Source organism: Pseudoduganella flava (assembly GCF_007830495.1).
In the GTDB taxonomy this organism is placed as follows: Bacteria; Pseudomonadota; Gammaproteobacteria; order Burkholderiales; family Burkholderiaceae_D; genus Rugamonas; species Rugamonas flava.
Genome location: NZ_VLKW01000012.1, coordinates 1 through 26,881, shown reverse-complemented (window position 1 = coordinate 26,881; position 26,881 = coordinate 1). Strand labels below are relative to the sequence as shown.

The following is a 26,881-nucleotide window of genomic DNA, read 5'->3' as shown; positions in this document are numbered from 1 at the left end:
TCATCCACCGGAGGGCCGATGAACGAGGCTGCGTTGTATGCGCGGGTCAGCCGCCGCCTGCTGCCGTTCCTGTTCCTGTGCTACGTGGCCGCCTACCTGGACCGCGTCAACGTCGGTTTCGCCAAGCTGCGCATGCAGGCCGATCTGGGCCTGTCCGACACCGTCTACGGCATCGGCGCCGGCATCTTCTTCATCGGCTACTTCGTGTTCGAGGTGCCCTCCAACCTGCTGATGCGCAAAGTGGGGGCGCGGCGCTGGATCGCTCGCATCATGATCAGCTGGGGCCTCGTCTCCGCCGCGACGACGCTCGTTACCGGCCCGGCCAGCTTCTATGCGCTGCGCTTCCTGCTCGGCGTGGCCGAGGCGGGCTTTTTCCCCGGCGTCGTGCTGTACCTCACGTACTGGTATCCCGCCCACCGCCGCGCCCGCATCGTCGCGCTGTTCATGAGTGCCGTCGCCATCGCGGGCGTGGTGGGCGGGCCGCTGTCCGGCGCCATCATGGCCGCCTCCGCCGGCGTGGCCGGGCTGCACGACTGGCAGTGGCTGTTCCTGCTCGAGGGCGTCCCGTCGGTCGCGTTGGGCATCTGCACGTTGTACTACCTGCCCGACGGTATCCATACTGCCCGCTGGCTGAGGGAGGCTGACAAGGCCGCGCTGGAGCGTGCGTTGGCTGCGGAGCCGGCGCCGCGCGTCGACCTGCCGCTGCCCCGGCTGTTCGTCAACGGCACCGTGTGGCGGCTGGCGCTGGTGTACTTCCTGTTCGTGATGGGGCTGTACGGCGTCAGCTTCTGGCTGCCGCAACTCTTGAAGAACAGCGGCGTGCAGGATGTGTTCGAGATCGGCCTGCTGACGGCGATTCCGTACGGCGTGGCGGCCGTCGTGATGGTGCTGGCGGCACGGCACTCGGATCGCACTGGCGAGCGGCGCTGGCATATCGCGCTGGCCGGGCTTGCCGGCGCGGCCGGCCTGCTTGCCGCGACGGCATACGCGCACGACACCATCCTCGCACTGGCCGCACTATCGCTGGCCACCGCGGGCATCCTGACGACGTTCCCGATCTTCTGGAGCCTGCCGACGGCGCTGCTGGCTGGTACCGCGGCGGCGGCCGGTATCGCGTTGATCAACTCGGTCGGCAACCTGGCCGGCTTCGTCAGCCCGTACCTCGTCGGTGCGATCCGCGACGCGACGGGCAGCACGGCGGCCGGCATGGTGCTGCTGGCCGCCAGCCTCGTCCTCGGCGCGCTGCTTGTGCTGGCGGTTGGGCGGCCCTTCGGCCAATTACCCGCAAGGTAATCGGCGCACGCCGCCGGCGCAGGCAGAATATCGGTCAGCACGACAGCAGCTGCCTGCAATAGCTCAGCCTGTGTCCACCGGAGGGTCAACCCCGCTTTCGGACACGGCCCCGGCAGTAGAGCGTGGTCCGGGCAACCGCAACGGCCGCGTTCGTGTCCGATTTCAGGGTTGACCCCATGGTGGACACGGGCTCGGCAGTCGTACCGCTCGCAGTGAATTCGTCAACGGCACAGGAGACCAGCATGAACGCACCGGACACGTACTTCAGCGACTTCGCCCACGCGCTGCGCTACTGGCGCAACAAGCGCGGCTACAGCCAGTTGAAGTTGTCCGTCGATGCGGACGTCTCGCAGCGGCACATCAGCTTCCTTGAAAGCGGCCGCGCTCAGCCGAGCCGGGAGCTGATCCTGAAGCTGGGCATCGTGTTGGACGTGCCGCTCCGGCAGCGCAACGCGATGCTGCTGGCGGCGGGCTTCGCGCCGGCCTACCAGGAGCGCAGCCTGTCCGACCCCGAAATGCAGGCCGTGCGCCGCGCGCTCGAGTTCATGCTGGCGCAGGCGGCGCCGTATCCGGCCCTCGTCGTCGACCGGCTGTGGAACCTCGTGATGGCGAACGAGCCGGCCATCGCGATGCTGCGCTTCTTTCTCGGCATGCCGACCCATGCGCCGCTGCCGCGTGACGGCAGCGTGAACGTGATCCGCACCACGCTCGACCCGCGGGGCCTGCGCCCGTGCATCGTCAACTGGCAGGATGTCTGCGCGGACCAGCTGCAATGGATCGCCCGCGAGGCGATGAGCGACGGCCCCGGCAGCGAGGCCGAGGCATTGCTGGCCGAACTTGCCACACTTGCCGGCACCGATGGGAGCCTGGCCGTGCCGAACCTGGAGCGGCGCGCGCTGCCGTTCCTGCCGGTGACCCTGGCGAAGGATGGCGTCGAGCTGAACCTGTTCACGACGATTACGACGCTTGGCACGCCGCATGATGTGACGCTGCACGAGCTGCGCCTGGAATCGTTCTTTCCGGCGGATGACGCCACGGCCGCCTGGTTCGCGGCGCAGGGCCAGACCTAGAACTCCTCCCACTCGTCGCCGCTGGGCGCCTTCGTGGCGGGCCCCGGCTTCGGTTTCGCCGCGGTCACACGGGGTGCCGCCCGCGGAGCGGCAATGCGCGGCTGGGCAGGCTGCGCGGCCGGCGCGGGGGCGACCGGCGCTGGGCGCACCGCGTAGGCTGGCGTGGCGGCCCGCTCGTCGATGCGGAACGCGGCAATCGCCTCGGCCAGGCGCTGCGCCTGTTCGCGCATGCTCGTTGCCGCCGCCGCGGCCTCCTCGACCAGCGCCGCGTTCTGCTGCGTGGTCGCGTCCATCGACGTGATCGTCGTGTTGACCTGCGCAATGCCGGAGCTTTGTTCGGTGCTGGCCGACGCGATCTCGCTCATGATGCCGGCGACGCGCTGCACGGACGAGACGATACGCTCCATCGTCGTGCCGGCCTGGTCGACGAGCCGGCTGCCCGCATCGACCTTCTCGACGGAGTCGTTGATCAGCTCCTTGATTTCCCTGGCCGCGCTGGCCGAGCGCTGGGCCAGGTTGCGCACTTCCGATGCCACCACGGCGAAACCGCGGCCCTGCTCGCCCGCGCGCGCCGCTTCCACCGCCGCGTTCAGTGCGAGGATATTGGTCTGGAATGCGATGCTGTCGATGACGCCGATGATGTCGACGATCTTGCCGGAGCTTTCCTTGATGGAGCCCATCGTCTCGACAACCTGGCTGACGACCTGCCCGCCTTCGTTCGCATGGTCGGCCGCCGACACGACGAGCTGGTTGGCCTGCCGCGCGTTTTCGGCATTCTGCTGCACGGTGGACGTCAGCTCTTCCATCGACGATGCCGTTTCCTCGAGGCTCGCGGCCTGCTGCTCGGTGCGGTTCGACAGGTCCATATTGCCGGCGGCGATTTCGGCGGCGGCCGTGTTGATCGTGTCCGTGCTGTCGCGCACCGTGCGCACGGTCACCGTCAGCGCGGCCGTCATGTCACGCAATGCCGCCAGCAGCCGGCCCATCTCGTCCTTGCGGTCGACCGTGATCGGCGCGGTGAGGTCGCCCGACGCCACCGTTTCCGCCACCCGCACGGCATCCCCGATCGGCGCCGTGACGGAACGCGTGATCAGGTAGCCGCAGCCTGCGGAAACCAGCGTGGCCAGCACGAGGAGCATGATCATCAGCGTCGTCGCCGAGCGCGCCGCATCCGCCGCCGCCTTCGTGTCGCTGGCCATCAGCTCGCGCTGTGCTTTCAACAACTGGTCCAGCTTGCCGAAGTAAACCGTCTGGGCGGGAATCACCTCCGCAAACAGCGCCTGCACGGCACCTTCGCGGTCGCCGCTGCGATATTGCGCGATCGTTTTTTCGCGCCGATCGCGATAGGTAACGTACGCAGTATTCTGTTCGTCGTAGATCGTGCGGATCGCCGGGACCACGATGATCTTGCCCAGTTCCGCCGCGGCCGTGCCGCCCGCTTCGTCGGCCAGTGCCAGCTGCCGCAGGAACTCCTGCGTCTGTGCCGCGTCTGGCGTCAGCATCGCATTGCGCATGGCCTGTGCGCCGCGATTGACCTGGCTGCGCATGTCGTTGATCAGTGCGACCTTTCGATAGCGGTCGTTGACGATCTTGTCGGTATGGCCGGCCACTTCCTGCACGCGGCTGATGCCGACGAGCGACATCGCCAGCATGATCACGATGGTGAGCGCGAAGCCGAGGGCGAGGCGGGCACCGATACGCAGGTTGGATAGGCTCACGTCATACTCCCTGGTCAGGTCGATCGTAGTCGTCAGAATGCATGGCGCATGCCGATGCCATAGCTCATCGCCGAAGGCAGCGTCGTGATGCGGTCGCGCATTGCGACGGCATACAGGTCGGTGCGCTTCGACATGCGGTAGTCGTAACCCAGCGAACCCGTGCGCCGCGTGCGCTGCGCGCCGAACAGGCTGCCGCTGCGGCGCGTATCGGCAACGTCGAACAGTACGGCGCCCGGCCCCGCCGGCAGCGTGAAGCCGACACTGACCGTGAGGTCGCGCAGTGCTTCCGTGCCGGCCGCGTCGTTGACGGTGCGCTGCCACGTGCCATACAGCTTGATGCGCTTCAGATCGTATGTGGCGCCGACGAACCACGCGCGCTGCTCGTCCAGCGCGGCATAGTTGACGGGGCTCCTCGTCGGGTCGACGATCGCCTGGCCCCCATTCGGATTGCTGACGCGGACCCGGTGCGCGAACGCCGTCAGCGCCAGCGGACCCTTGTCGTACATGGCGCTGATCGCGACGTTGTTGCGGTTCGTATTGCCCGCCTGTTCGCCGGCCTGGTAGTGCAGCCCCGCGCGCAGGCCGCCGAACGACGGCGTCGTGTACACGATCTGGTTGCTCCAGCCGCTGTCGCCGGCATCCGTCGACGCCCACGTGCGGGCGCCGAACGGGCCGGTGGGTACGTACGAGTGCAATACCAGCGGCGAGAACGTGAACGAATCGCCGAACGGGTTGAACAGGATGTTGGGCAGGAAGCTGGGAGCGGAGGCGCGGCCCAGCTGCAGCCGGCCCAGGCGGCCGACGAGCGCCACGTTGGCGTCGCGCGAGAACAGATTGTCGCCGGCGAAGCGGCCCGACGTGCCCGTGTCGACCTGGAAGAAGCCCGTCAGGTAGAACTCCGCGTACAGGCCGTCGCCCAGTTCCTCCCTGCCGCGAAAGCCGAACCACGACGTCGTCATGCCGCCGCTGCCCAGTACCGTCGTGCGATCAGGATCGCCGCTGTTCTTCATCGAGCCGACGAACGCATCGACACCGCCCATCACTGTGATCGAGGACTGTGCCAGCGCAGGCAATGCGCAGGCGAGGAGGGCAGCACAGCAATAAGGGCGCAGGGATGGAGTCATGTTCGCAAGCCGTGTCGAAACGCCAAATGGTACGCGCCTTCCCCGTGCGCACGATTCGGCGCGCGGTCACTGTTGCGTAAATACGAAGTCCGTACGAAGTGCGTACGAAGCTCGTGTGAGCGGCGTATGCATGCCATCGCGACGTGACTGGCAAGCGCTGTTGAATACTGGATATAATTACAGTATTCAACAACGATCGACATGACCACCGCCCCGCCGCGCCGCATAGCCCACCTCGACATGGATGCGTTCTTTGCATCGGTGGAACTGTTGCGCTATCCGGAACTGCGCGGCCACCCGGTCGTCGTCGGTGGCGGCTCGCGGCACCAGCCCGTCACGCTGGCGGACGGCACGCGGAAGTTCTCTCGCTTGCGCGACTATGTGGGCCGCGGCGTCGTCACGACGTCCACCTATGAAGCCCGCGCGTTCGGCGTGTTTTCCGCGATGGGCATGATGAAGGCGGCCGCGCTGGCGCCGGATGCGTTCCTGCTGCCGACGGATTTCGATTCCTACCGCCGCTATTCGCGCCTGTTCAAGGCGGCCGTGGCGACGATCGTGCCGCACGTCGAAGACCGCGGCGTCGACGAGATCTATCTCGACCTCACCGACCATCCGGACGACACCCGCACGCTCGGCATGAAGCTCAAGGCGGCCGTCAAGGAGGCGACCGGGCTGACCTGCTCGATCGGCATCGCACCGAACAAGCTGCTGGCGAAGATCTGCTCGGACCTGGAGAAGCCGGATGGCCTGACGATCGTCTCGTACGACGACGTGCCCGTGCGCATCTGGCCATTGGCGGCCAAGAAGATCAACGGCATCGGCCCGAAGGCGGCCGCCAAGCTCGCGGCGCTCGGCATCGAGACGGTGGGGCAGGTCGCCCTGGCGGACCCGAAGCTGCTGCAGGAACACTTCGGCTTGAACTACGCCGAATGGCTGCGTCGTGTGTCGCATGGCCATGACGAACGGGCCGTCGTCACCACCCACGAGCCGAAGGGCATCAGCCGCGAGACGACGTTCGAGCGCGACCTGCACGCGAAGCACGACCGCGAGGCGCTGTCGGAAATCTTCACCCGGCTGTGCACGCGGCTGGCGGACGACCTGGAGCGCAAGCGCTATGCCGGCCGCACCGTGGGCCTCAAGCTGCGCTATGCCGACTTCCGCACGGTGACGCGCGACGTCACGTTGCCGGCGCCGATCTGCGACGCCGCCGCGATTCGCCGCGCCGCCGGCGAATGCCTGCGCCGGGTACCGCTGGAGCAGCGGATGAGGCTGCTCGGTGTGCGCGTCAGCGCACTGGTGCCGATCGAGGAGGCAGGCGCGCGTGTCGTGCCTGTCCAGCGCGATCTGTTCGAGGAAAGCTGAGCGCACCAGCGCCGATGCGTCGATGGCATGCCGCACCTGCGGTTGGCCCGAATTTGATCGCGATTAAAAACGGCGAATGCGCATGCTTTAAAAGCGCAATACCGGCTCCTAGACTGCTCCCAGCAAGGCGTGATTGTCCAACCTGGAGGGAAGCCAATGAGAACCATATTGTTCGCCATCACACTTCTGCTTGCAGCCTCCTGCAGAGCGGACATGCAGCACTTCAATTTCGAATTCAGGGGATTCTGGGATGCGAACAGCAACTATTGGTCACCCGATCAGACGCTTGGCGGAACCTTCGCCGGCGACGACCGAAACGCGGATCAACAGATCAGCCAGGATGAACTGACATCGCTTGTCGTCAACGGTCGTGACTACTACAGTTGTCCCACTCCAACGCCCCAGGCTGGTTGCGGCATCTCGTACTTCGCCTATCAGCCTGGCGACGTTATAAAACTGCATGTTTGGGAATATCACTACAGCTATGAGTTCAGCGCCGTTATCGACTACCAAACGTTGGATCCGGCGCAGGCGTTCATGAACGAAGGCTATTTGGCCGAGGAGCACGGCGTCATCATGAATTGGATGCCGACGTTGGGTACATCGTATTTTCTGGTGCCCACGGTTCCCGAGCCGTCGATGATCGCGATGTCTCTGCTGGGCTTGGGCTTGCTTGGGACGTTGCGCAAGCGGCGGCGCAGCCGGCAGCCGGTCTGTCAGGAAACGCTTGGCGACGCCTGAACCGGGCGGAAGGGTAGCGTTCGGAGAGCCGCGCGCTGGCGTTGCGCCGGTGTTGCATCGCCAGCGCGACCGTTCCGCTTGTCGGCGGCTCCCTCTGCGCGTGCCTGCGGCCCTATAGATGCGCATTTGCAACACCCGAAAGCGATGTTTCCTGGTGGTTTCGCTGCTGAGCCCGATGTAGAATGTCGAGCTTTGCAACGAGCCGAACAAGGTGTTTTCGTATGTGGTTCAAGAATCTCCAGATCTATCGCCTGCCTGCCCCCTGGGCATTCGCCCCCGAAAAACTCGAAGAAGCCCTCCGTCCTTTCGCGTTCACTCCCGCCAGCAGCAATGAGCTGATGCGGCAGGGTTGGGACTCGCCGCGCGGCAACGGCTCGCTCGTGCACGTCGTGAACAAGCAGATGCTGCTGTTGCTGGGCACGGAAAAGAAACTGCTGCCGTCGACCGTCGTCAACCAGGTCGCCAAGGCGCGCGCGCTGGAGATGGAAGAACAGCAAGGTTTCCCGCCTGGTAAGAAAGCAATGAAGGAATTGAAGGAGCGCGTGCACGACGAACTGCTGCCGCGCGCCTTCACGATCCGAGGCAATGTGTGGACGTGGATCGACCCGGTGAACGGTTGGCTCGTCGTCGACGCCGCCAGCCCGGCCAAGGCGGATGATGTGATCAAGCTGCTCTTGAAAGCCGTCGACCGCATGCCGTTGGAAAGCCTGCGCGTGCAGCGCTCGCCGGTGGGCGTGATGACGGCGTGGCTGCAGGAAGACGAAGCGCCGGCCGGCTTCACCGTCGACATGGATACGGAACTGCGCGCCACCGGCGAAAGCAAGGCGGCAGTACGTTACGTTCGCCACACGCTGGAGCCGGAAGAGGTACGCCGCCACATCGCCGCCGGCAAGCAGTGCACCCGCCTGGCGATGACGTGGGAAAGCAAGATCTCGTTCGTGCTGACCGAAGCGCTGGCGATCAAGGGCATCAAGCCGCTCGACGTGCTGAAGGAGAACGATGCCGTCACCCGCAACGACGACGAACGCTTCGACGGCGACTTCATGCTGATGACGGGTGAACTGTCGCAGCTGCTGAAGGACATCGTCGAGGCGCTGGGCGGCGAAGCTACCGCCTGATCGCAGGGCCGCCATCGTTGGCGGCCCGTTCCAGCTCAGGTGATCGCACCCATCCGGATAAGCATCGGCAGCATGTGTTCGCGGAAGCGGACGGCACGGTTCACCAGCTCATGCAACTGCTGCGCGTCCGATTCGACCGGCTTGCCTTCAATCAGCAGGCGGTGGCCCTGGCGGATCAGGATTCCGTGAGCCATCGTGGCCCATTGTTCGGGACCGGTAGCACCCTGCGCGCGCGCCAGCAGGAACAGCAAGTGCAGACGGTCCACCGCGAACGCGCCGCCCACCGCCGGGGCGGCGACATAGGAGAGCTCAAGGTTGGACTTTGCGAGCTCGGCCAAGTGCAGGTTCAGCCGTTGGGCACGAGGCGCCGCACGGGCGACAACCTCTTCGCTTTGCAACGCCGCGACCTGGCCCGTGCCGATGAGGACGGTCATTGCCTGCACGACCTGCGGCGCCGAAATCTTGTGCGATTTTGCCACCCCGGCGGCGACCTCGGAGATCGTGCGCGGCTGGCCGTCAGCAAGCAGGTCGCATATCGGGTCGTAGATTTGCGGCTGCAGCGTGACTTCGCCAAGCGAGCCGGAGGTCTTCATCGTCACTTTGCTCCGCTCCGTCACCAGGGTGACGCGCGTCTGCGCCAGCAGTTCCTCGCGCGCGATGGTGCCCAGCTGGCGCGGACCGCGCACCCAGTAATCACGCCGGAAGGTCTGGTTGACCATGAAGTCGCGCACGGTTTGCGCGAACACGGGATCGCTGATCTCACCGAGCAGCTTGATCTGGTCCGGCGTCAGGTTGATCTGGTCGATATGGTCCAGGTAGTGCGCCGAGCACGCATAGCTGAGCTTGGCCGGCTCGAGCCACTTCGCGATGCGAGAGAACGCGAACGGCACCCAGTCACGATTGAAGTACTCGTGTGCCAGGTAGGCGCGGCTCATGTCTTTCGCCTTGTCGAAGCGCGCAGCGGCGGCCGGGTTGACCTTCGTGAACAGTGGATTGGTGGCGAACAATCGTTCGACAAACGCGATGCTCTGCTCGACGCGCGCGACCGAGCCGCTGCCAGGCATACCCATTACGTTCGCATGCTCGCTCATCAGGTCGCGTAACGGCGCCATCGCTGCCCAGCCCGCCTGCGCGTTGTAGCTGATGTAGAGCACACCGCCCACCTTCAGCTTGCGGCCGATGAAATCGACGATCACTTGCCGGTTCTCGTCGGAGATCCAGCTGAAGATGCCGTGCAGGCCGATGAAGTCGAAGTCGGGCAGGTCGTCGCGTGCGCAGAATTCGGCGAACGACTGGTCGTACAGGCGAGCACCGGCACCGCTCGCAGCTGCCAGTTCCTGCGCGAACCCGGCCTGCGACGGATTGAAGTCGGTACCGTACCACGCCACGTCCGACGCGGCGGCATGCATGTTCACGCTCATGCCCTGGCCAAAGCCCAGCTCACAGGCATTGACCACGTTCGGTGGTGTCAGCCCGGCCAGCGCGAAGGCCAGGCGGGCGCGGTGCGGATTCAGTTCGGCATAGGTGCCGTAGGTATAGCCAATGTCGGCAACGTAGCCGGCGGACCAGTCGGGCATGCAAGTTTCCTTTCAGGGACTACATGGGTTGGAAGACTCCTGCTGCGCGGTTTTTCTGCACGTTGTCCCAGGCGAAGATGCGGCCGTTCATCGCGACGTAGACGCCGGCCGGCAGCACCTGCGCGACGCCGCAGGCGAATCCCATGTTGAAGAACGCATCGGAATTGTCGATCTCGTAGGGGATCATCGCGCCGGTGAAGACGATCGTCTTGTCCAGCGCGGCTGGGCCCAGCACGGCGGCGGTTTCCTTCATCGTGTCGGTACCGTGCACGATGACGATCGCGCGTTCGGGTGCGGCGGTGCACGACGCCAACACACGTTGACGATCCGCATCCTGCATATCCAGCGAGTCAAGCAGGGGCAGGAGTTCCAGCTCGACAGGCGTGGTGATGCGGGCACGGGCGATGGCCGCTGGCAGGTGGCTGTCGGCAAAGCCGAGCGTGCCATTCAGTTCGTTGTAGTGCTTGTCAAAGGTGCCGCCCGTGGCGATGATGCGTAAAGTCATGGTGTAACAGGAATGGTTGCAGAAATGTTCAATGATAGCCCGGTGCAGCGCCGCGCCGTCAACTAAAAAGTTTGTTCGCGCTCATCTGGCAAGTTGGCATCTCGTTGAGTACACTAGGGAAGCGCTGAATTGATCATCGCGACGAATGACGCCTTGCCGGCCCTGTTCGTACACTGTATTGCACACTGTTCCCGCGCACTGATCTCATCCACTCGAATTAACCCAGCACTTCCAAGGTTTTTGCCTCTTCCGTCATGAAAGCGCTCGCCCCAGGAACCGTCATCTTTCATCGCCATCGCGGCTATGGGGTGATCACCGCCGTCAATCTGCTGACGGGCTGGATCGCTGCCCGTTTCGGCAGCGAGACCCGCACGCTCGACTTGAACCTGTCCACCGACGAGGTGCAGTTCGCCGACGGCGAAGCGATCCTGTTCCGCCGCGCCCCGCCGGACCGGATGCCGCATGCCCGGCTGATGGCAGTGGTGCGTGCGCTGCACGAGGCGGGCTACCAGAAGCTGTACCTGTATTCGTGGCCGAAGCCATCCGGCCTGCACTGGCGCTGGCATCTGTTCACAGGCCAACGCGACTGGATGCAGCGTTCGTGGCGCGAGGGCTGGTATGGCTCGGGGGCGGACTACAACGTCAACCCCGTGATGGGGTGGGGCGACACGCCGGGCGCGACCACGGAGGAACTGATCCATGCGCTGGCGAAGTTCGATCCGCAGGGACTCGCGCAGGCGCTCGGTCGCGACGAAGATCACACGGCATGGTTCGCCCAGGTCTGCGATGCGCTGCTGCCGGGCTACATGTACAGCCTGGACATGCAGCGCCCCACCGGCGGCCCGCTGACGGACATGCCGCCGGTGCCCGTCGTTCCAGTGCGCGCCGGCCTCGGGCCCTACCAGGGCCCGGCACTCGCATGGCCGCCGGGCTGGTCCGGCCTGTGGACGAAGGTCCACGCGATGCCCACGCCCCGCATCAACCTCACCGGCATTCCGGAAGCCTGATCACTACGGTAGCGGCCGTGTCCACCATGGGGTCAACCCTGTTTTCGGACACGGGCTCAGCCGTGGCACTCGCAGTTCACTGCTGAGGTCGTGTCTGATTTTGGGGTTGACCCCAAGGTGGACACGGGCTCAGCTGTCGCGGACGTGCTGCCGGTAGTCGGGATTCAGGATGGTCTTGCACTCGCCGTTGAAGAAGTCGACGAGGTTGCGGAATGCGTGGGTGAAGTACAGCTCGTAGCTGTCCTTCTCGACGTAGCCGAGGTGTGGGGTGGCCAGCACGTGCGGCATCTTCAGCAGTACCGAGTCGGCCGGCAGCGGTTCGTTCTCGAACACGTCCAGCGCCGCGCCGCCGGGACGGCCCGCGCGCAGCGCCGCTTCCAGCGCGCCCTCGGCCACCAATTCGGCACGGCTGGTGTTGACGAAGAGCGCCGTCGGCTTCATCCGTTCCAGGTCCGCCGCCGTGACGATGCCGCGCGTGGCGTCCGCCAGGCGCAGGTGCAAGGTCAGCACGTCGGCTTGCTCGAACAGCGCTTCGCGCGATGCCGCCGCCTGGTAGCCGTCGGCGACTGCCGCGGCACGGCTGGCCTCGCTGCCCCACACCAGCACATCCATGCCGAACGCCTTGCCATAGCCCGCCACGAGCTTGCCGATCTTGCCGTAGCTCCAGATTGCCAGGGTGCGGCCCTTCAGCACCGTACCCAGCGTATTGAACGGCTGGTTGGTCGACACCGTCTGCCACGTGCCCGACTTCAGGTTTGTTGCATACGGCACGATCTTGCGCTGCGCCGCCATGATCAGCGCCCACGTCAGCTCGGCCGGCGCGGTCGGCGAGCCGACGCCTTCGGCGATCGCGATGCCCAGTTCCGTTGCGGCCGCCACGTCGATGTGGCCGCTCACCTTGCCCGTCTGTGAAATCAGCTTCAGGTTCGGCAGCTTGGACAGCAGCGCGCGGTTCAGCGCCGTGCGTTCACGGATCAGCACGATCGCATCGAATGGCGCGAGGCGCGCCACCATCTGGCCCAGGCCGCGGGTGGAATGGTTGAACACCTTGACGTCGTGACCGTCCAGCAGTTCGAAGCAGTCGAGTTCGCGGACTGCGTCCTGGTAATCGTCGAGTATGGCAATTTTCATTGGAGATAAGCGAATTTCAAATTGAATTGGTAGCCAGTTAACGAGATTGTGAATATCTTGAATAGCCTACTACATCGGTCAACCATTTTTCCTACATTTTTGTCGGAAAGCCACGGGTGGGGGTGTACAATCGTCAAGCGGCTGAGCGAATGGAAGAGCTCGCGCCGCACCCCGTTCCACCTCCCGTCGCAGCACACACACGCTCCGGGAGCGCGCCCTCGAGCAATCGGGCGCAACGACAGAACCGCCGTAACACGCCGAAGCATCCAGGATGACTTTCCGAGCGCAAGCCAAAAGCTGACGACGATCCTGCCCGCGGGACAAGACAGAATTCTTTATTGGCATTGGAGGTAGTACCATGAACCAACCGTTGATGGGTGGCGTCGCTACACTGAACGCACCAGCTTACATCAAACATCAAAAGCTGATCAATTGGGTCGCCGAGGTGGCCGCGTTGACGAAGCCGGACCGCATCTACTGGTGCGACGGCTCGCAGGAGGAATACGACCGCCTGTGCGCCGAGATGGTCGCGGCCGGCACGATGAAAAAGCTGAACGAAGCGAAGCGCCCGAACTCGTACCTGGCGTGCTCGGACCCGTCCGACGTCGCCCGCGTCGAGGACCGTACGTTCATCTGCTCGGCAAAGAAGGAAGACGCCGGCCCAACAAACAACTGGATCGACCCCACCGAAATGCGCGGCACGCTGAACGGCCTGTTCAACGGCTGCATGGCCGGCCGCACGCTGTACGTCGTACCGTTCTCGATGGGCCCGCTGGGCTCGCCGATCGCCCATGTTGGCGTCGAGCTGTCCGACTCGCCTTACGTTGCCGTCAACATGCGCATCATGACCCGGATGGGCAAGGCCGTGTACGACGTGCTGGGCGAGAACGGCGAGTTCGTGCCGTGCGTGCACACCGTCGGCGCGCCGCTGGCTGCCGGCCAGCAGGATGTGCCATGGCCCTGCAACAAGACCAAGTACATCGTGCACTTCCCGGAAACCCGTGAAATCTGGTCGTACGGTTCCGGCTACGGCGGCAACGCCCTGCTGGGCAAGAAGTGCTTCGCGCTGCGCATCGCCTCGAACATGGGCTACCAGGAAGCGCAGCAGGGCGGCGCCGGCTGGCTGGCCGAGCACATGCTGATCCTCGGCGTCGAATCGCCGGAAGGCAAGAAGCACTATGTCGCGGCGGCGTTCCCGTCGGCCTGCGGCAAGACGAACTTCGCGATGCTGATCCCGCCCGCCACGTTCAAGGGCTGGAAGATCACGACGATCGGCGACGACATCGCCTGGATCAAGCCGGGCAACGATGGCCGCCTGTACGCGATCAATCCGGAAGCGGGCTACTTCGGCGTGGCACCGGGCACCAACGAGAAGACCAACTTCAATTGCATGGCGTCGCTGAAGGAAAACGTCATCTTCACCAACGTGGCGCTGACGGACGACGGCGACGTGTGGTGGGAAGGCATGACCAAGGAAGCGCCGGCACACCTGATCGACTGGCAAGGTAAAGACTGGACGCCGGCCTCCGGCACGAAGGCTGCGCACCCGAACGCGCGCTTCACCGTGTCCGCCGTGCAGAACCCGGTGATCGACCCGGCCTGGGACGACCCGGCCGGCGTGCCGATCTCCGCCTTCATCTTCGGCGGCCGCCGCTCGACGACGGTACCGCTGGTGACGGAAGCGCGCGACTGGGTCGAAGGCGTGTACATGGCCGCGACGATGGGTTCGGAAACGACCGCCGCCGCCGCTGGCCAGATGGGCGTTGTGCGCCGCGACCCGTTCGCGATGCTGCCGTTCATCGGATACAACATGAGCGAGTACTTCCGGCATTGGCTGGACCTGGGCAAGAAAGTGCAGGCGGCCAATCCGCAAGCGCTGCCGAAGATCTTCTGCGTCAACTGGTTCCGCACCGACGAGCACGGCCACTTTGTCTGGCCGGGCTTCGGCGACAATATGCGCGTGCTGAAGTGGATGCTCGAGCGCATCGAAGGCACGGCCGGCGGCATCGAAACGCTGTTCGGCACGACGCCGCGCTACGGCGACCTGAAGTGGGACGGCATCCCGTTCTCGCCGGAAGAGTTCGAGACGATCACGTCGATCGACAAGGATGCATGGCGGGAAGAGCTGAAGCTGCACACGGAACTGTTCGACAAGCTGTCGTACCGCCTGCCGGACGAACTGCTGGCGAACAAGGCCAAGCTGGAGCAACGCCTGGGCGCCTGACGGCGACCGGTTCATTGAAAGCGCGCGCCGCGAGGTGCGCGCTTTTTTTATTCCCGCGAGGATTAGTTGCCCAAAAGCGGGGTATGACGCCGATCGGAGGAAATATTGGCGGAAAAATGGGGTCTGTCCCCATTTTGGAGGAAATATGGCTGCCGGCGCGCGGTGTAAGATGCGCCGGATAACCAACCTCACGGAGCACAGCATGCACGACCAGGAATCTTCCCGTCCCACGCCGGACGCCCGCCAGCTCGACGACGAGACGCTGGCGTTTGCCCGCAAGGTGTTCCAGATGGCCCGTGGCGGCGAGACGGCGGAGCTGGAAACGTTGCTGGCGCAGGGCCTGCCACCGAACCTGCGCAACGAGCGCGGCGACAGCCTGCTGATGCTGGCCAGCTATAACGGCCACCCGGACACGACGCGCGTGCTGCTGGAACGGGGCGCCGATCCCGAGCTGCAGAACGATGCAGGCCAGACCCCGCTGATGGGGGCCGCGTTCAAGGGCGACCTGGCGATCGCCACGCTGCTGCTCGATCATGGCGCCCAGGTCGACGGCCGGGGCCGCGACGGCAAGACGCCGCTGATGTTTGCCGCGATGTTCAACCGCGTCGACATCACCCGGCTCCTGATCGACCGAGGCGCCGACCCGCACGCTGTCGATGCCACCGGCATGTCGATCCTGGCCGCGGCCCGCAAGATGGGCGCGGCCGATACGGCGGCATTGCTGGCGCCGGACGCCTGACGTCAAGGGCTTGACGTCAAGGGCGTGACGTCAAACGCGCGGCGGATCCGTTTCGCGCGCCCACACGCGGTGCCGTGCCACCGCGGCCTTGAACGCCGCCAGCGCATCGTGCGGATCGCCATCGACGATCAGGCCCGGGTCCGCGCCGCCGTCCGGTAACGTGCGCGGAATGCGGGCGGTATCGAGCAGCTCGATGCCGCTGCCCAGTGCCAGCAATGCCTTGCCGTGGCGGTACTGGTCGCGGATGAATTCCAGCGCGCGCGGGTCCTGCGCCAGCTTGTTGCTGGCGGCTGAACCGGCCGGCAGGACCGCCGCGTCGTACAGCACCGACGGCCCCGTCTCCAGCGTTATCTCGATCTCGAGCGGGCAGTGCTCCAGCGTCTGCACGGCGCCCAGCTTCTGCCCGACGATGCGCGGCTGCGCGCCATCCTTCAACAGCGACGCATACAGGTGCCTGACCTGCGCGCCGTCGACACCATCGGCCACGAGGAGCGCGATGCGCCGCGTCTTGATGCCCAGCGTGCCGGGCCGGGCCAGCAGCGACAGCGATGGCGACGGCGGGTAGTGCGGGATCGGCAGTTCCGTCGCACGTGGCAGCGGCGGCGGCACGGGAATGCCCAGGTCGGCGGCTACCGCTTGGGCCAGCGCCGGATCCACGTTGACCAGGCCCGCGACGATGCGCTCGCGCACAGCCGGCGTCTGCACCCGCGTCAGTTCGAAGCGGTAGGCGTTGACGATATGCCGCTGCTCCGCCGGCGACTGGCTGTGCCAGAACAGGCGCGCCTGGCCATAGTGCTCGCCGAACAGCTCCGGCTTGCCGCGCACCTTGTCGCCCGCCTCGTGCGCGGGGAACGTGACGAAGCCCCGCGCGCCGGCCTGGAACGGGCAGCCGCCCGCCAGCGAGTTCGGTTCGTAGGCCACGCGGCCGCGGTGGATCGCTTGCCGGTGGAAGCCGTCGCGCTGGTTGTTGTGCACCTGCGCGACGGGCGAGTTGATTGGGATCTCGTGGAAGTTCGGGCCCGCCAGGCGCGTCAGCTGCGTATCGATGTACGAGTGGATGCGTCCCTGCAGCAGCGGGTCGTTCGTGAAATCGATGCCCGGCACCACGTGGGCGGCGCAGAACGCCACTTGCTCCGTCTCGGCGAAGAAGTTGTCCGGGTTGCGGTCCAGGACCATCCGGCCCACGGGCCGCACGGGCACCAGGTCCTCCGGCACGAGCTTGGTGGGATCGAGCACGTCGAACACGCCAAAGCTGGCCGCCTGCTGCTCGGTGAACACCTGCATGCCCAGTTCGTACTCGGGGAAATAACCGGCTTCGATCGCCTCCCACAGGTCGCGGCGGTGGAAGTCGGGATCGGCCCCCGCCAGCTTCACAGCTTCGTCCCACACGAGCGAATGGGTGCCGGCCATCGGCGTCCAGTGGAACTTCACGAAATGCGCCTCGCCCATTGCGTTCACGAGGCGGAACGTGTGCACGCCGAAACCCTGCATCATCCGGTAGCTGCGCGGGATCGCACGATCCGACTCCACCCACATCAGCATGTGGAAGATCTCCGGCGACAGGCCGGCGAAATCGTAGAACGTGTCGTGCGCGCTGGAAGCCTGCGGCATCTCGTGGTGCGGTTCCGGCTTCACGGCGTGGATCAGGTCCGGGAACTTCATCGCGTCCTGGATGAAGAACACGGGGATGTTGTTGCCCACCAGGTCCCAGATGCCTTCCTCGGTATAGAACTTGGTCGCGAAGCCGCGCACGTCGCGCACCGTGTCGGCCGAACCGCGCGAGCCGACCACGGTCGAGAAGCGCACGAATACCGGCGTGCGCTTGCCCGCTTTCGAGAACAGCGCGGCGCGCGTCAGGGGCGACAGGTCGCCATAGCTTTCGAAATAGCCATGCGCGGCCGAGCCGCGTGCGTGCACCACCCGTTCGGGAATGCGCTCGTGGTCGAAGTGCGTGATCTTCTCGCGGAAGATGAAGTCTTCCAGCGCGCTGGGGCCGCGCAGGCCGATCTTCAGCGTGTCCTGGTTGTTGGATACTTTCACGCCCTGGTTGGTCGTCAGCTCGCGGCCGCTGTCGTCGACGCGCACGCGGTCGAGCGGACAGTTCAGCGGATTGTGGCCGATCGACGGCAGCCCATCGCCCACTTTGCGCGAGCCGATGTTTTCCGTCGTCGTGCTGGCGGTGGCCACCGGCATCGACGGCGTCTCGTGCGCCCCCTCATGCGGGATGACGGAATCGTCGCCGTACTCGGCCGGCTTGGTCGGATTGAACGGCATGTCCGCCGCAAGGTCCTGGCTGGCCTCCACCTTGTCCAGCAACCGGATCGATTCCGGCGTGTGCTGCCCAAGGCTTTTCGGCGGCTCGCCTTCGGAAGGGCCTGAGATCGTGCTCAGGATGGAACCGGCGCCATCGAGGCGGCCGCAGTGCTTGTCTGTTCCCATCGCTACCTCCATCAAACAATTTCCATTGAGCCACTTCAATGCGTGTCTCGACGCTTTCAATGGACGAGTCTGCCCGGTTGAGGTAGGAAGATGCTGATGCAGGCCAAGGGTGCGGGTGTCAGCCGCCGAGCTTGGACAAGGCGAATGCAGCAAGGAAGCCGGCCACGGTGATCAGGCCGGCGTAATCGTGCGCTTCCTCGAACGCCTCGGGGATCATCGTATCGACCAGCATCGCGAGGATCGCGCCGGCTGCGATCGCGGTCGTCGCCGCCACGACGGCAGGCGAAAAGCGCTGGAAGACGACATAGCCGACGACCGCCGCCAGGCCGGAGACGACGGCGATGCCGCCCCAGATGCCGAAGATGTAGGCGCGCGAACGCCCGGCCCCCTTCATGCCGGCGGCGCTCGACAGGCCTTCGGGAATATTCGACAGGAAGATGGCCACGACGGCGACGATGCTGACGGCGCCGCCGTGCAGCATCGACAGCCCGATCACGATCGATTCGGGGATGCCGTCCAGCAGCGCGCCGACGGCGATCGCCGTGCCGCTGCCGCTGTCGTCGGCCGCTGCCGGCTGCCGGCCGCTGGAGCGCTTGCGGTGTTTGCCGCCATACGCGGCAAGGATACGGTTGGCCAATGTGTACACGGCCGCGCCCCCGATGAAGCCGATCGCGGTGGCGCGAAAGCCGCCATGGCGGAATGCCTCGTCCATCAGTTCGAACGACAGCGCCGAGATCAGCACGCCGCTGCCGAACGCCATGATGGCGGCGATCACCCGCTGCGGCACGCGCACGAAGTAGCCGGCGGCCGCCCCGATCAGCAGCGCCGCGCCGGCAACGAAACCCCATCCTCCCGCCTGCGCCCACAATGGCATATGCGTTCCTTGTTCCTGTTGGCCAGCACAGTGTAGGCGCTCGTCCGTACCGCCGGCGCACGCGGTGCTTGCTATTTCGCACACGTGTGCTAAAGTGCTTGCATGAACAGCACTGCAAAGAGCGAAAGCACCTACGCGACAATCGTCGACGCGGCAATGGACATGGCCGCGGCAGAAGGCATCGGCAAGCTGTCGTTGGGCGAGCTGGCCAAGCGCACGGGCATCAGCAAGAGCGGCGTGTTTTCCCGCGTCGGCTCGCTGGAGGCATTGCAGGGCGCCGTGCTGGACGAGTACGACCGCCGCTTCGCCGACGAGGTCTTCATGCCGGCGCTGCAGGCGCCAAAAGGCTTGCCGCGGCTGATCGCGCAGGTCAACCTGTGGCTGAAGAAGGTCAGCGACGAAGCGCCGCGCGGCTCCTGCCTCTACACGGCGGGCGCGTTCGAATTCGACGACCTGGATGCGCCGCTGCGTGACCGGGTGGAGCAGGGCGTGGCACGGTGGCGCGCGTCGCTGCGCAAGACGGTGCTGCAGGCGATGGAGCTGGGGCACCTGCGCCCCGATACGGATCCCGAACAACTGGTGTTCGAGATCTACAGCCTGATCATCGGCGTGATGCACGACGTGCGCTTCCTGCACGACGACACGGCGCCGAAACGGATGCAAAGGGCGTTCAACCGCCTGATCTCGACGTACAAGAGCTTCAACGAACTGGAATGACCTGGCCGCGGGGCCGTGTGCCCCGCTTTTTTCGGCACAAGTTTCGCACATGTGTGCGAAAAGGAGTTCAAAATGTCCCTGCCTCTGTTATCGCTGCTGGCGCTGCCCGCCGCGGCCGTGATCCTGTATTTCAGCGTGGCAGACCTGCTGCGCGCGATCCCCGATTCCAACGACGATTTCCTGTGCTACTGACGCATCCAAGAGAGGAGACACGATGAACGCCATCGATTTTTACTTCGACTTCGCTTCGCCCTACGCCTACCTGGCAGCCATGCGGATCGACGAACTGGCCGCGCGCCATGACTGCACCGTGCGCTGGCGGCCGGTGCTGCTGGCCGGCATGCTGAAGGTGACGGGCGCGGTGCCGTCGCCGCTGGTCCCGCTGAAAGGAGACTATGTGCTGCGCGACCTGCAGCGCACCGCGCGGCATCACGGCATCGTGTACCGCGAGCCGGAGCAGCCGGTGCGCCTGCTGCTGAACGCACCGCGAGCGATGCTGTGGATCGAACAGAAGCACGGGGAGGATGCGGCAGCCGCGTTCGCGCGGCGCTGCCTGCAAGCGTACTTCGCTGAAGGCATCGACATCGACGACGAGCGCGAGCTGCGCTACCTCGCCGGCGAGCAGCGCATCGACGGCACGCTGCTGACGCTCGGCCTGCGCAGCGAAACGATCAAGGAGGCCTTCAAGCGCCAAAGCGAGGAAGCGATGCGCCGCGGCGTGTTCGGTGTGCCCTACACGATCACCCCGGACGGCGAACCGTTCTGGGGCTTCGATCGTTTCGGTCAGCTGGAGGAGTGGCTGGCGGCGGCGCGGGCCGTGGCCTGAAAAAAAGGGCCGCACGCGGCGGCCCTTTTGGGATCACTTCTTCTTCAACAGCGGTACCAGGTATTTGCCGGTGACGCTGTCCGGATTCTTCGCCACCTCTTCCGGCGTGCCGGCCGCGATGATGCGGCCACCGCCGGCGCCGCCTTCCGGCCCCAGGTCGACGATCCAGTCCGCCGTCTTGATCACATCCAGGTTGTGCTCGATGATGACGAGCGTGTTGCCCTGGTCGCGCAGCCGGTGGATCACCTTCAGCAGCAGGTCGATGTCGTGGAAGTGCAGGCCGGTGGTCGGCTCGTCCAGGATGTACAAGGTGCGGCCCGTGTCGCGCTTGGACAGCTCCAGCGACAGCTTGACGCGCTGCGCCTCGCCGCCGGACAACGTCGTCGCACTCTGGCCCAGCTTGATGTAGCCGAGGCCCACGTCGAGCAGCGTCTGCAGCTTGCGGGCGATGACGGGCACGGGCTTGAAGAACTCGTGCGCATCTTCCACCGTCATGTCCAGCACTTCCGTGATGCTCTTGCCCTTGTAATGGACTTCCAGCGTTTCACGGTTGTAGCGCTTGCCGTGGCAGACGTCGCACGGCACGTACACGTCCGGCAGGAAGTGCATCTCCACCTTCAGCACGCCGTCGCCCTGGCACGCCTCGCAGCGGCCGCCCTTCACGTTGAACGAGAAGCGCCCGGCGCTGTAGCCCCGTTCCTTCGCCGTCGGCACCGTCGCGAACAGGTCGCGGATCGGCGTGAACACGCCCGTATAAGTCGCGGGGTTGGAACGCGGCGTGCGGCCGATCGGCGCCTGGTCGACGGAGATCACCTTGTCGAAGTGTTCCAGGCCGCTGATCGAATCGTGCTCCGCCGGTTCCGTCTGCGAGCCGTACAGGTGGCGCGACAGCGCCGGGTACAGCGTGTCGTTGACGAGCGTGGACTTGCCGGAGCCGGACACGCCCGTCACGCACGTCAGCAGGCCGACCGGCACCGACAGCGTCTGGTTCTTCAGGTTGTTGCCGCGCGCGCCCGTGATGACGAGCTGCTTGTTCGGATCGGCGACCGTGCGCTTCTTCGGCACCTCGATCTTCAGCGAACCGTTCAGGTACTTGGCCGTCAGCGATTCCTTGTTCTTCAGGATCTCCTTCAGCGAGCCGGCCGCGATCACGTCGCCGCCGTGCACGCCGGCGCCCTTGCCCATGTCGACGATGTAGTCGGCGGTGCGGATCGCATCCTCGTCGTGCTCGACGACGAGCACGCTGTTGCCGATGTCGCGCAAGTGCTTCAGCGTGTCGATCAGGCGGTCGTTGTCGCGCTGGTGCAGGCCGATCGACGGCTCGTCGAGCACGTACATCACGCCCGTCAGGCCGGAACCGATCTGCGACGCGAGGCGGATGCGCTGGGCTTCGCCGCCGGACAGCGTGTCGGCCGAACGGTCCAGCGACAGGTAGTCGAGACCTACATTGTTCAGGAACGTCAGGCGCGCCGTGATTTCCTTGACGATGCGGTCGGCGATGTCGCGCTTGGCGCCCTTCAGTTTCAACTGTTCGAAGAACGACAGCGTGTCGCGCAGCGGCTTCTCGGCGATCTCGTAGATCGCCTTCTCCTGCCGGCCCGTGCCCACCTTCACGTGACGCGCCTCGACGCGCAGGCGCGCGCCCGCGCAGGCTGGGCACTTCTTCTCGTTGATGAACTTCGCCAGCTCTTCCTTGACGGCCATCGAATCCGTTTCGCGGTAGCGGCGGGCGAGATTGTTGACCACGCCCTCGAACGTGTGCTCCTTGACGACGGTGCGGCCACGCTCGTTGATGTAGGCGAACGGGATCGCCGTCTTGCCAGAGCCGTGCAGCACGACGTTCTGCGCATTGGCGGGCAGTTGTTCGAACGGCACGTCCAGGTCGAAGCCGTAATGGTTCGCCAGGCTTTGCAGCATCGCGAAGTAGAACTGATTGCGGCGATCCCAGCCCTTCACGGCGCCGGACGCCAGCGACAGGTTCGGGAACGCGACGATCCGCTTCGGATCGAAGAACTCGATGTGGCCCAGGCCGTCGCACTCGGGGCAGGCGCCCATCGGGTTATTGAACGAGAACAGGCGCGGCTCCAGCTCCTGCAGCGAATAGCCGCAGCTGGTGCAGGCGAACTTGTTCGAGTACACGTGCTCGGTGCCGGCATCCATGTCGTAGGCGACCGCGCGGCCGTCGGCGATGCGCAGCGCCGTCTCGAAGCTTTCGGCCAGGCGCTGCTTGATCTCGGGCGTTACCTTGACGCGGTCGATCACGACGTCGATCGTGTGCTTCTCCGTTTTCTTCAGCTTCGGCAGGTCGTCCACTTCATAGATCTTCGCGTCGTTCGTGCCGCTTTGCACGCGGAAGCGCACGAAGCCCTGCGCCTGCATCTGCTCGAACAGGTCGGCGTGCTCGCCCTTGCGATTCGCGACGACGGGCGCCATGATCATCAGCTTCGTGCCTTCCGGCATCGCCAGCACGGCATCGACCATCTGCGATACCGACTGCGCCGACAGCGCATGGTCCGGGTGGTTGATGCAATAGGGCGTGCCCACGCGGGCATACAGCAGGCGCAGGTAATCGTGAATTTCCGTCACGGTACCCACCGTCGAGCGCGGGTTGTGCGACGTGGCCTTCTGCTCGATCGAGATCGCCGGCGACAGGCCTTCGATCATGTCCACGTCCGGCTTTTCCATCAGCTGCAGGAACTGGCGCGCATAGGCCGACAGCGACTCGACGTAGCGGCGCTGGCCTTCCGCATACAGCGTATCGAACGCCAGCGACGACTTGCCCGAGCCGGACAGCCCCGTGATGACGATCAGCTTGTTGCGGGGCAGATCGAGGTTGATGTTCTTCAGGTTGTGGGTACGCGCGCCGCGAATGCGGATTTCTTCCATGTGTATGTATGCCTTGAGTGTGCCGGACGGATGGGGCCAGAACGGTCGGCCTGTGGGCGCTTCGCAAAGCGGCGGGAGGCCTGGGAACGGACGAACCTGCACAATGCTGCCGCGCACACCCGTTTTCAAGCCCTCCCAGCCAATTTGATGCGCATCATGTTGCGAACGAGGCCGTGGCTGGCAAATACTGTATATAATACCAGTATTCAAAAACCGCTGCTCGTCTTGCCGTCGAAACGACGCAAAAAGAGGCTGAACGGTGCTGAGCAGGGCTGGAAAATTTCAGCTGTGGCGTCTCAGCCCTGTCATATAATCACTCTTTGGTAAAAAAATTCACGCAGGAGTACCTACATGGCATCTGTCAACAAAGTCATCATCGTCGGCAATCTGGGCCGCGACCCGGAGATTCGCTACATGCCGAGCGGCGATGCCATCGCCAATATTGCCGTTGCCACGTCGTTCCGCAGCAAGGACCGCAACACGGGCGAGCAGAAGGAAATCACCGAATGGCACCGCATCTCGTTCTTCGGCCGCCTGGCCGAGATCGTGGGCCAGTACCTGAAGAAGGGTTCGTCCGTCTACGTCGAAGGTCGCCTGCAGACCCGCAAGTACACGGACAAGGACGGCGTCGAGAAATACGCCACCGACATCATCGCGCAGGAAATGCAGATGCTGGGCGGCCGCCAGGGCATGGGCGGCGGCGACTCGATGGGCATGGGCGGGGGTGACGACATGGGTTACGACGCGCCGCCGAGCCGTCCGGCCCCGCGTCCGCAAGCGGCAGCCGCTCCGGCACCACGGCCGGCACCAAAGCCGGCACCGAACTTCTCGGATATGGATGACGATATTCCGTTCTAAAAACGCAAGTTTTACTTCGACGGCCTGGATACGACGTATCCGGGCCGTTTTTCATTCGGCGTGCCGCATCGCACTGCCTGTGGTGGCGGACAGTGATCAGCGCTGGCGCGCCATCATTCCAGGGAGGATGTTTGTATCGAGAACCGATCCTGCGCGAGGTCGCGCTGGTCAGCTATGGCACGCTATACCTGCGCGGCGACGTTGCACTGGATGACTGGTACCGCCACAACGTATTCGAAGGGGCAACGGTACAGTTTCGCGACCTTGCCGAGAATGCATTGCTTGCGGAGACTTCACATTATGGCTCTGCGAGCTGAAGGACGTGGGGGCGCTACGCCTGTCGCTGCACCTCGCCGCCGAGCTGGGCCTTGTCATTCCCGCCATCTGCGACGGGGAGCGCGTGATCGTCGTGCACCATGCCGAGCGCCACGAACTGTGGGCGGCCGGGCGAGAGCGCCCGGCCTGGGATCGTCTGGCGACAGTCGAGGAAGAGGCGCCAGGGTGGCTCGACCGGTACCTGCACTCGGCAGCGTCTTCCACTGACGTCCACAGTTACTGGCGCATCGAGGAGCGCGCCGGAACCCTGGACGTGCCCGCCACGAACTGGAAGACGCTCGCGGCCGCCATCGGCGCGGATCTCGCAATTTCCGTCTCCACGCAAAACGCCCGTGCCGAGCCATTCCGCACTCCCCGTCGGTCGGACACGTGGGAGGCCCTGCCGCTGTTCCCGGCCACAGAGTCCGGCGCGCCGGCCCATCGGCTCCTGGGGACGCTCGTTGACGAGCAGGCGGCATTGGCCGACGAGCGTAATCCCAAGAATGAGAACAGCGCCTACCAGAACCTGGGCGCGCAGGCTGCGGCCGAAAGCGACAACTGGGGCGCCCGGCTCGATGGCTGGGTGGTCGAAGTCCTGCTGCGCTGCGCCAACGAAAGCCGCGGCACCCCCGATACTCTCGACGATCAGCTGCTTGCGCGTCTGACGCCGGAACCGGCGCAGCGCAGCGTGGCGGCGACTGGCCCGGTCGCCGCGGCCGCTGGCACGGGCGAGCCTGCGCCGCTGCCGAAATGGGCACGGCGACTCGGGCTCGTGCTGACGGCTGCAGGGCTGACCGTGCTGTTGCTTGCATCGGCCCACATCCTTGCACGCTACCCGTGGGTGGCGCTGGCCTTCGGCTCGATGATGACGCTTTATCTCTGGCGTAAGAAGTAGACCACGTTCGCCCGCCTCGGCCGGCGGCGCCAGGGCGGGGCGTTGTCCTCCAGATCACTTACCCGGACCGGCAGCAGGCGGATGGCGCGCGCCGGATCGCTGCCGGCGCACGTCGCAACCAGAAGTTAACGCGATGGCCACGGCGATTGTTCATCGAATATGCGTAATCGACAACTTCTCCGCCTCTCGCCAAGGCGCTGTTCGCGCACGCTCGTGCACATTCCGAGGATTTTAAGTAAGTACCCACTTTCGCTAGTGTCGGCACGTGTTAACGGTTCAGTTCATGATCCCGTCATTTCCTTGTGGTACTAACAATACTGCTACAGAAAGTGTCGCCCTCACCCAACTGACTGATTCTAAAAAGGAAACCAGAAGCAAAAAAATGTGCCTTGAGGAAACGCAGTCAGCTATACTGGCGAGGCTGCCTTGTGTTTCGGCAGGGCAAGTAATCCGCTCAAAAAGATGCGGCTTGGCTTAATGATGGGCTTCAAGCCGTCGCTTTGTGTCTGCGGGGAAATGCGTTCTCAGGGTGGTTTTGTTGTCTCCTGGCTCATTTTCTTGCAGAAGAGCACACAAAACCATTAGATTTTTTACCAATCCTTTCAGGATAGTGTTGAACCCGGTGAGGTCGCGATGACTAAAGTTTGGATGAATTTTGTCGATAGGCAACAAACTCGAGCGTCGCAGAGCTCATTGCTAATTGGCTGCGGAGATATGCAGACGGATTGCCACTACGACACGTAACGACATCGGCGCCCAGCGCCCCAAAGCAGAAAAATTCCGCAGTTTTTTAGTATTCAGGAGAGAAATACATGAGTGCCATCCTAATTCCCGGCAAAAATTCTGATCAGATAGCCGCGTTCACCACTACCATGATTGCTGGCCTCAGCACGGAGGAGATAGCGGCGCTGACTTCCGCCCAGGCAGGGTGGTTGACCACCGCCCAGATCGCCGCGCTGACAACACAGCAAGTCGGCGTTCTGAACAGCGTCCAGATTGCTGGCCTGACGACGGACTCAGTCGGCGCACTGGAAACTGCTGATTTGCGCGCGCTGAAGACGAGCGTCATTGCAGCGTTGACTACCACTCAAGTACGTGCGCTGGATTCTGCCCAGCTCGGCGCGCTGACCAGCGGCCAGATCGGCGCGCTGAGCACCTCCGTCATCGCCAACGGCCTGACTTCCGAGCAGATCGTCGGCCTGACGACGTCGCAAGCTGCCGGCCTGAACTCGGCACAAGTGGCAGCACTGTCGACCGACGTGCTGGCTGCGCTGCCGACGGCTGACCTGGCTGCGCTGGCTACCCGTGCGCTCGCCGGCCTGTCTTCGGCCCAGATCGACGCGCTGAACTCGGCACAAGTCGTGGCCCTGACGACGGCACAAGCCGGCGCTCTGACCTCGGCACAAATCGCCGGCCTGACGACCGACATGGTCCAGGCGATGGAAACGGCTGACGTGAAGGC

Annotated in this window: 21 protein-coding genes and 1 pseudogene; 14 read left to right on the top strand and 8 right to left on the bottom strand. The window is 64.8% G+C overall.

Annotated elements, in window-relative coordinates; genetic code table 11:
* The first annotated feature begins 18 nt into the window (after positions 1–18).
* Entirely contained in the window at positions 19–1,293 is a 1,275-nt protein-coding gene (locus tag IP92_RS24650) for an MFS transporter (protein ID WP_145880306.1), read from the top strand.
* Between the two features lie 242 nt (positions 1,294–1,535).
* Positions 1,536–2,363: a helix-turn-helix transcriptional regulator gene (locus tag IP92_RS24645; RefSeq protein ID WP_145880304.1), complete on the top strand. Its 828-nt coding sequence runs from the start codon at positions 1,536–1,538 to the stop codon at positions 2,361–2,363.
* Here IP92_RS24645 and IP92_RS30750 read toward each other — a convergent pair.
* Positions 2,360–4,081, bottom strand: coding sequence for a methyl-accepting chemotaxis protein (locus IP92_RS30750; RefSeq protein ID WP_145880302.1), 1,722 nt, complete (start codon positions 4,079–4,081; stop codon positions 2,360–2,362). The genes IP92_RS24645 and IP92_RS30750 overlap by 4 nt on opposite strands.
* A gap of 32 nt (positions 4,082–4,113) precedes the next feature.
* Entirely contained in the window at positions 4,114–5,205 is a 1,092-nt protein-coding gene (locus IP92_RS24635; protein WP_145880300.1) for a porin, read from the bottom strand.
* Between the two features lie 201 nt (positions 5,206–5,406).
* On the opposite strand from IP92_RS24635, the gene dinB reads away from it, so the two are divergent.
* The 3 genes from dinB (at position 5,407) to IP92_RS24620 (ending at position 8,426) form a co-directional block, all read left to right on the top strand.
* Positions 5,407–6,567, top strand: coding sequence for a DNA polymerase IV (gene dinB, locus IP92_RS24630; protein WP_145880298.1), 1,161 nt, complete (start codon positions 5,407–5,409; stop codon positions 6,565–6,567).
* Positions 6,568–6,780: 213 nt separating this feature from the next.
* Complete coding sequence (locus tag IP92_RS24625) at positions 6,781–7,308, top strand: PEP-CTERM sorting domain-containing protein (protein ID WP_158206753.1); 528 nt, start codon at positions 6,781–6,783, stop codon at positions 7,306–7,308.
* 221 nt (positions 7,309–7,529) lie between these two features.
* On the top strand, positions 7,530–8,426 hold the full coding sequence (locus tag IP92_RS24620; protein ID WP_145880294.1) for a recombination-associated protein RdgC: 897 nt from the start codon (positions 7,530–7,532) through the stop codon (positions 8,424–8,426).
* Positions 8,427–8,461: 35 nt separating this feature from the next.
* On the opposite strand, the gene IP92_RS24615 is transcribed toward IP92_RS24620, so the two are convergent.
* Both IP92_RS24615 and IP92_RS24610 read right to left on the bottom strand, forming a co-directional pair.
* Entirely contained in the window at positions 8,462–10,003 is a 1,542-nt protein-coding gene (locus tag IP92_RS24615) for a class I SAM-dependent methyltransferase (RefSeq protein WP_145880292.1), read from the bottom strand.
* A 19-nt stretch (positions 10,004–10,022) separates the two neighbouring features.
* The gene (locus tag IP92_RS24610; RefSeq protein ID WP_145880290.1) at positions 10,023–10,508 is read right to left on the bottom strand and encodes an asparaginase domain-containing protein; all 486 of its coding nucleotides are present in this window, start codon (positions 10,506–10,508) and stop codon (positions 10,023–10,025) included.
* 254 nt (positions 10,509–10,762) lie between these two features.
* Here IP92_RS24610 and IP92_RS24605 point away from each other — a divergent pair, with 254 nt between their 5' ends.
* The gene (locus IP92_RS24605) at positions 10,763–11,515 is read left to right on the top strand and encodes an L-asparaginase (RefSeq protein ID WP_145880288.1); all 753 of its coding nucleotides are present in this window, start codon (positions 10,763–10,765) and stop codon (positions 11,513–11,515) included.
* Positions 11,516–11,644: 129 nt separating this feature from the next.
* Here the strand turns inward: IP92_RS24605 and IP92_RS24600 are convergent, their stop codons facing one another.
* Complete coding sequence (locus IP92_RS24600) at positions 11,645–12,646, bottom strand: D-2-hydroxyacid dehydrogenase family protein (protein WP_145880286.1); 1,002 nt, start codon at positions 12,644–12,646, stop codon at positions 11,645–11,647.
* Positions 12,647–13,004: 358 nt separating this feature from the next.
* Between IP92_RS24600 and IP92_RS24595 the strand changes: the two genes are divergently transcribed.
* Both IP92_RS24595 and IP92_RS24590 read left to right on the top strand, forming a co-directional pair.
* Positions 13,005–14,870, top strand: coding sequence for a phosphoenolpyruvate carboxykinase (GTP) (locus IP92_RS24595; protein ID WP_145880284.1), 1,866 nt, complete (start codon positions 13,005–13,007; stop codon positions 14,868–14,870).
* Positions 14,871–15,072: 202 nt separating this feature from the next.
* Positions 15,073–15,609 (top strand): ankyrin repeat domain-containing protein, encoded by a 537-nt coding sequence (locus IP92_RS24590; RefSeq protein WP_145880282.1) that lies wholly within the window; start codon positions 15,073–15,075, stop codon positions 15,607–15,609.
* A 30-nt stretch (positions 15,610–15,639) separates the two neighbouring features.
* On the opposite strand, the gene IP92_RS24585 is transcribed toward IP92_RS24590, so the two are convergent.
* Together IP92_RS24585 and IP92_RS24580 are read right to left on the bottom strand one after the other, a co-directional pair.
* Complete coding sequence (locus tag IP92_RS24585) at positions 15,640–18,048, bottom strand: catalase (protein WP_145880280.1); 2,409 nt, start codon at positions 18,046–18,048, stop codon at positions 15,640–15,642.
* Between the two features lie 118 nt (positions 18,049–18,166).
* Entirely contained in the window at positions 18,167–18,922 is a 756-nt protein-coding gene (locus IP92_RS24580) for a ZIP family metal transporter (RefSeq protein WP_145880278.1), read from the bottom strand.
* Positions 18,923–19,024: 102 nt separating this feature from the next.
* Between IP92_RS24580 and IP92_RS24575 the strand changes: the two genes are divergently transcribed.
* Both IP92_RS24575 and IP92_RS24570 read left to right on the top strand, forming a co-directional pair.
* The gene (locus IP92_RS24575) at positions 19,025–19,639 is read left to right on the top strand and encodes a TetR/AcrR family transcriptional regulator (RefSeq protein WP_145880276.1); all 615 of its coding nucleotides are present in this window, start codon (positions 19,025–19,027) and stop codon (positions 19,637–19,639) included.
* A 214-nt stretch (positions 19,640–19,853) separates the two neighbouring features.
* Positions 19,854–20,465 (top strand): 2-hydroxychromene-2-carboxylate isomerase, encoded by a 612-nt coding sequence (locus tag IP92_RS24570; RefSeq protein WP_145880274.1) that lies wholly within the window; start codon positions 19,854–19,856, stop codon positions 20,463–20,465.
* Positions 20,466–20,498: 33 nt separating this feature from the next.
* Here the strand turns inward: IP92_RS24570 and uvrA are convergent, their stop codons facing one another.
* On the bottom strand, positions 20,499–23,351 hold the full coding sequence (uvrA, locus tag IP92_RS24565; RefSeq protein WP_145880272.1) for an excinuclease ABC subunit UvrA: 2,853 nt from the start codon (positions 23,349–23,351) through the stop codon (positions 20,499–20,501).
* A gap of 351 nt (positions 23,352–23,702) precedes the next feature.
* Between uvrA and ssb the strand changes: the two genes are divergently transcribed.
* From ssb to IP92_RS24545, 4 genes and pseudogenes are all read left to right on the top strand, one after another.
* Complete coding sequence (gene ssb / locus IP92_RS24560; protein ID WP_145880270.1) at positions 23,703–24,209, top strand: single-stranded DNA-binding protein; 507 nt, start codon at positions 23,703–23,705, stop codon at positions 24,207–24,209.
* A 131-nt stretch (positions 24,210–24,340) separates the two neighbouring features.
* Positions 24,341–24,526, top strand: a complete 186-nt coding sequence (locus IP92_RS24555) for a hypothetical protein (protein WP_145880268.1) — start codon at positions 24,341–24,343, stop codon at positions 24,524–24,526.
* A 5-nt stretch (positions 24,527–24,531) separates the two neighbouring features.
* On the top strand, positions 24,532–25,419 hold the full coding sequence (locus IP92_RS24550; protein WP_145880266.1) for a hypothetical protein: 888 nt from the start codon (positions 24,532–24,534) through the stop codon (positions 25,417–25,419).
* Between the two features lie 812 nt (positions 25,420–26,231).
* Positions 26,232–26,881, top strand: a pseudogene (locus tag IP92_RS24545) (heme utilization protein); the annotation flags it as partial.

What these genes read in the sequence shown, in the direction of transcription:
- IP92_RS24650 (WP_145880306.1), top strand. Translation starts at nt 19, where the DNA reads ATGAACGAGGCTGCGTTGTATGCGCGGGTCAGCCGCCGCCTGCTGCCG.
- IP92_RS24645 (WP_145880304.1), top strand. Translation starts at nt 1,536, where the DNA reads ATGAACGCACCGGACACGTACTTCAGCGACTTCGCCCACGCGCTGCGC.
- IP92_RS24635 (WP_145880300.1), bottom strand. Translation starts at nt 5,205, where the DNA reads ATGACTCCATCCCTGCGCCCTTATTGCTGTGCTGCCCTCCTCGCCTGC.
- dinB (WP_145880298.1), top strand. Translation starts at nt 5,407, where the DNA reads ATGACCACCGCCCCGCCGCGCCGCATAGCCCACCTCGACATGGATGCG.
- IP92_RS24625 (WP_158206753.1), top strand. Translation starts at nt 6,781, where the DNA reads ATGCAGCACTTCAATTTCGAATTCAGGGGATTCTGGGATGCGAACAGC.
- IP92_RS24620 (WP_145880294.1), top strand. Translation starts at nt 7,530, where the DNA reads ATGTGGTTCAAGAATCTCCAGATCTATCGCCTGCCTGCCCCCTGGGCA.
- IP92_RS24615 (WP_145880292.1), bottom strand. Translation starts at nt 10,003, where the DNA reads ATGCCCGACTGGTCCGCCGGCTACGTTGCCGACATTGGCTATACCTAC.
- IP92_RS24610 (WP_145880290.1), bottom strand. Translation starts at nt 10,508, where the DNA reads ATGACTTTACGCATCATCGCCACGGGCGGCACCTTTGACAAGCACTAC.
- IP92_RS24605 (WP_145880288.1), top strand. Translation starts at nt 10,763, where the DNA reads ATGAAAGCGCTCGCCCCAGGAACCGTCATCTTTCATCGCCATCGCGGC.
- IP92_RS24600 (WP_145880286.1), bottom strand. Translation starts at nt 12,646, where the DNA reads ATGAAAATTGCCATACTCGACGATTACCAGGACGCAGTCCGCGAACTC.
- IP92_RS24595 (WP_145880284.1), top strand. Translation starts at nt 13,005, where the DNA reads ATGAACCAACCGTTGATGGGTGGCGTCGCTACACTGAACGCACCAGCT.
- IP92_RS24590 (WP_145880282.1), top strand. Translation starts at nt 15,073, where the DNA reads ATGCACGACCAGGAATCTTCCCGTCCCACGCCGGACGCCCGCCAGCTC.
- IP92_RS24585 (WP_145880280.1), bottom strand. Translation starts at nt 18,048, where the DNA reads ATGGGAACAGACAAGCACTGCGGCCGCCTCGATGGCGCCGGTTCCATC.
- IP92_RS24580 (WP_145880278.1), bottom strand. Translation starts at nt 18,922, where the DNA reads ATGCCATTGTGGGCGCAGGCGGGAGGATGGGGTTTCGTTGCCGGCGCG.
- IP92_RS24575 (WP_145880276.1), top strand. Translation starts at nt 19,025, where the DNA reads ATGAACAGCACTGCAAAGAGCGAAAGCACCTACGCGACAATCGTCGAC.
- IP92_RS24570 (WP_145880274.1), top strand. Translation starts at nt 19,854, where the DNA reads ATGAACGCCATCGATTTTTACTTCGACTTCGCTTCGCCCTACGCCTAC.
- uvrA (WP_145880272.1), bottom strand. Translation starts at nt 23,351, where the DNA reads ATGGAAGAAATCCGCATTCGCGGCGCGCGTACCCACAACCTGAAGAAC.
- ssb (WP_145880270.1), top strand. Translation starts at nt 23,703, where the DNA reads ATGGCATCTGTCAACAAAGTCATCATCGTCGGCAATCTGGGCCGCGAC.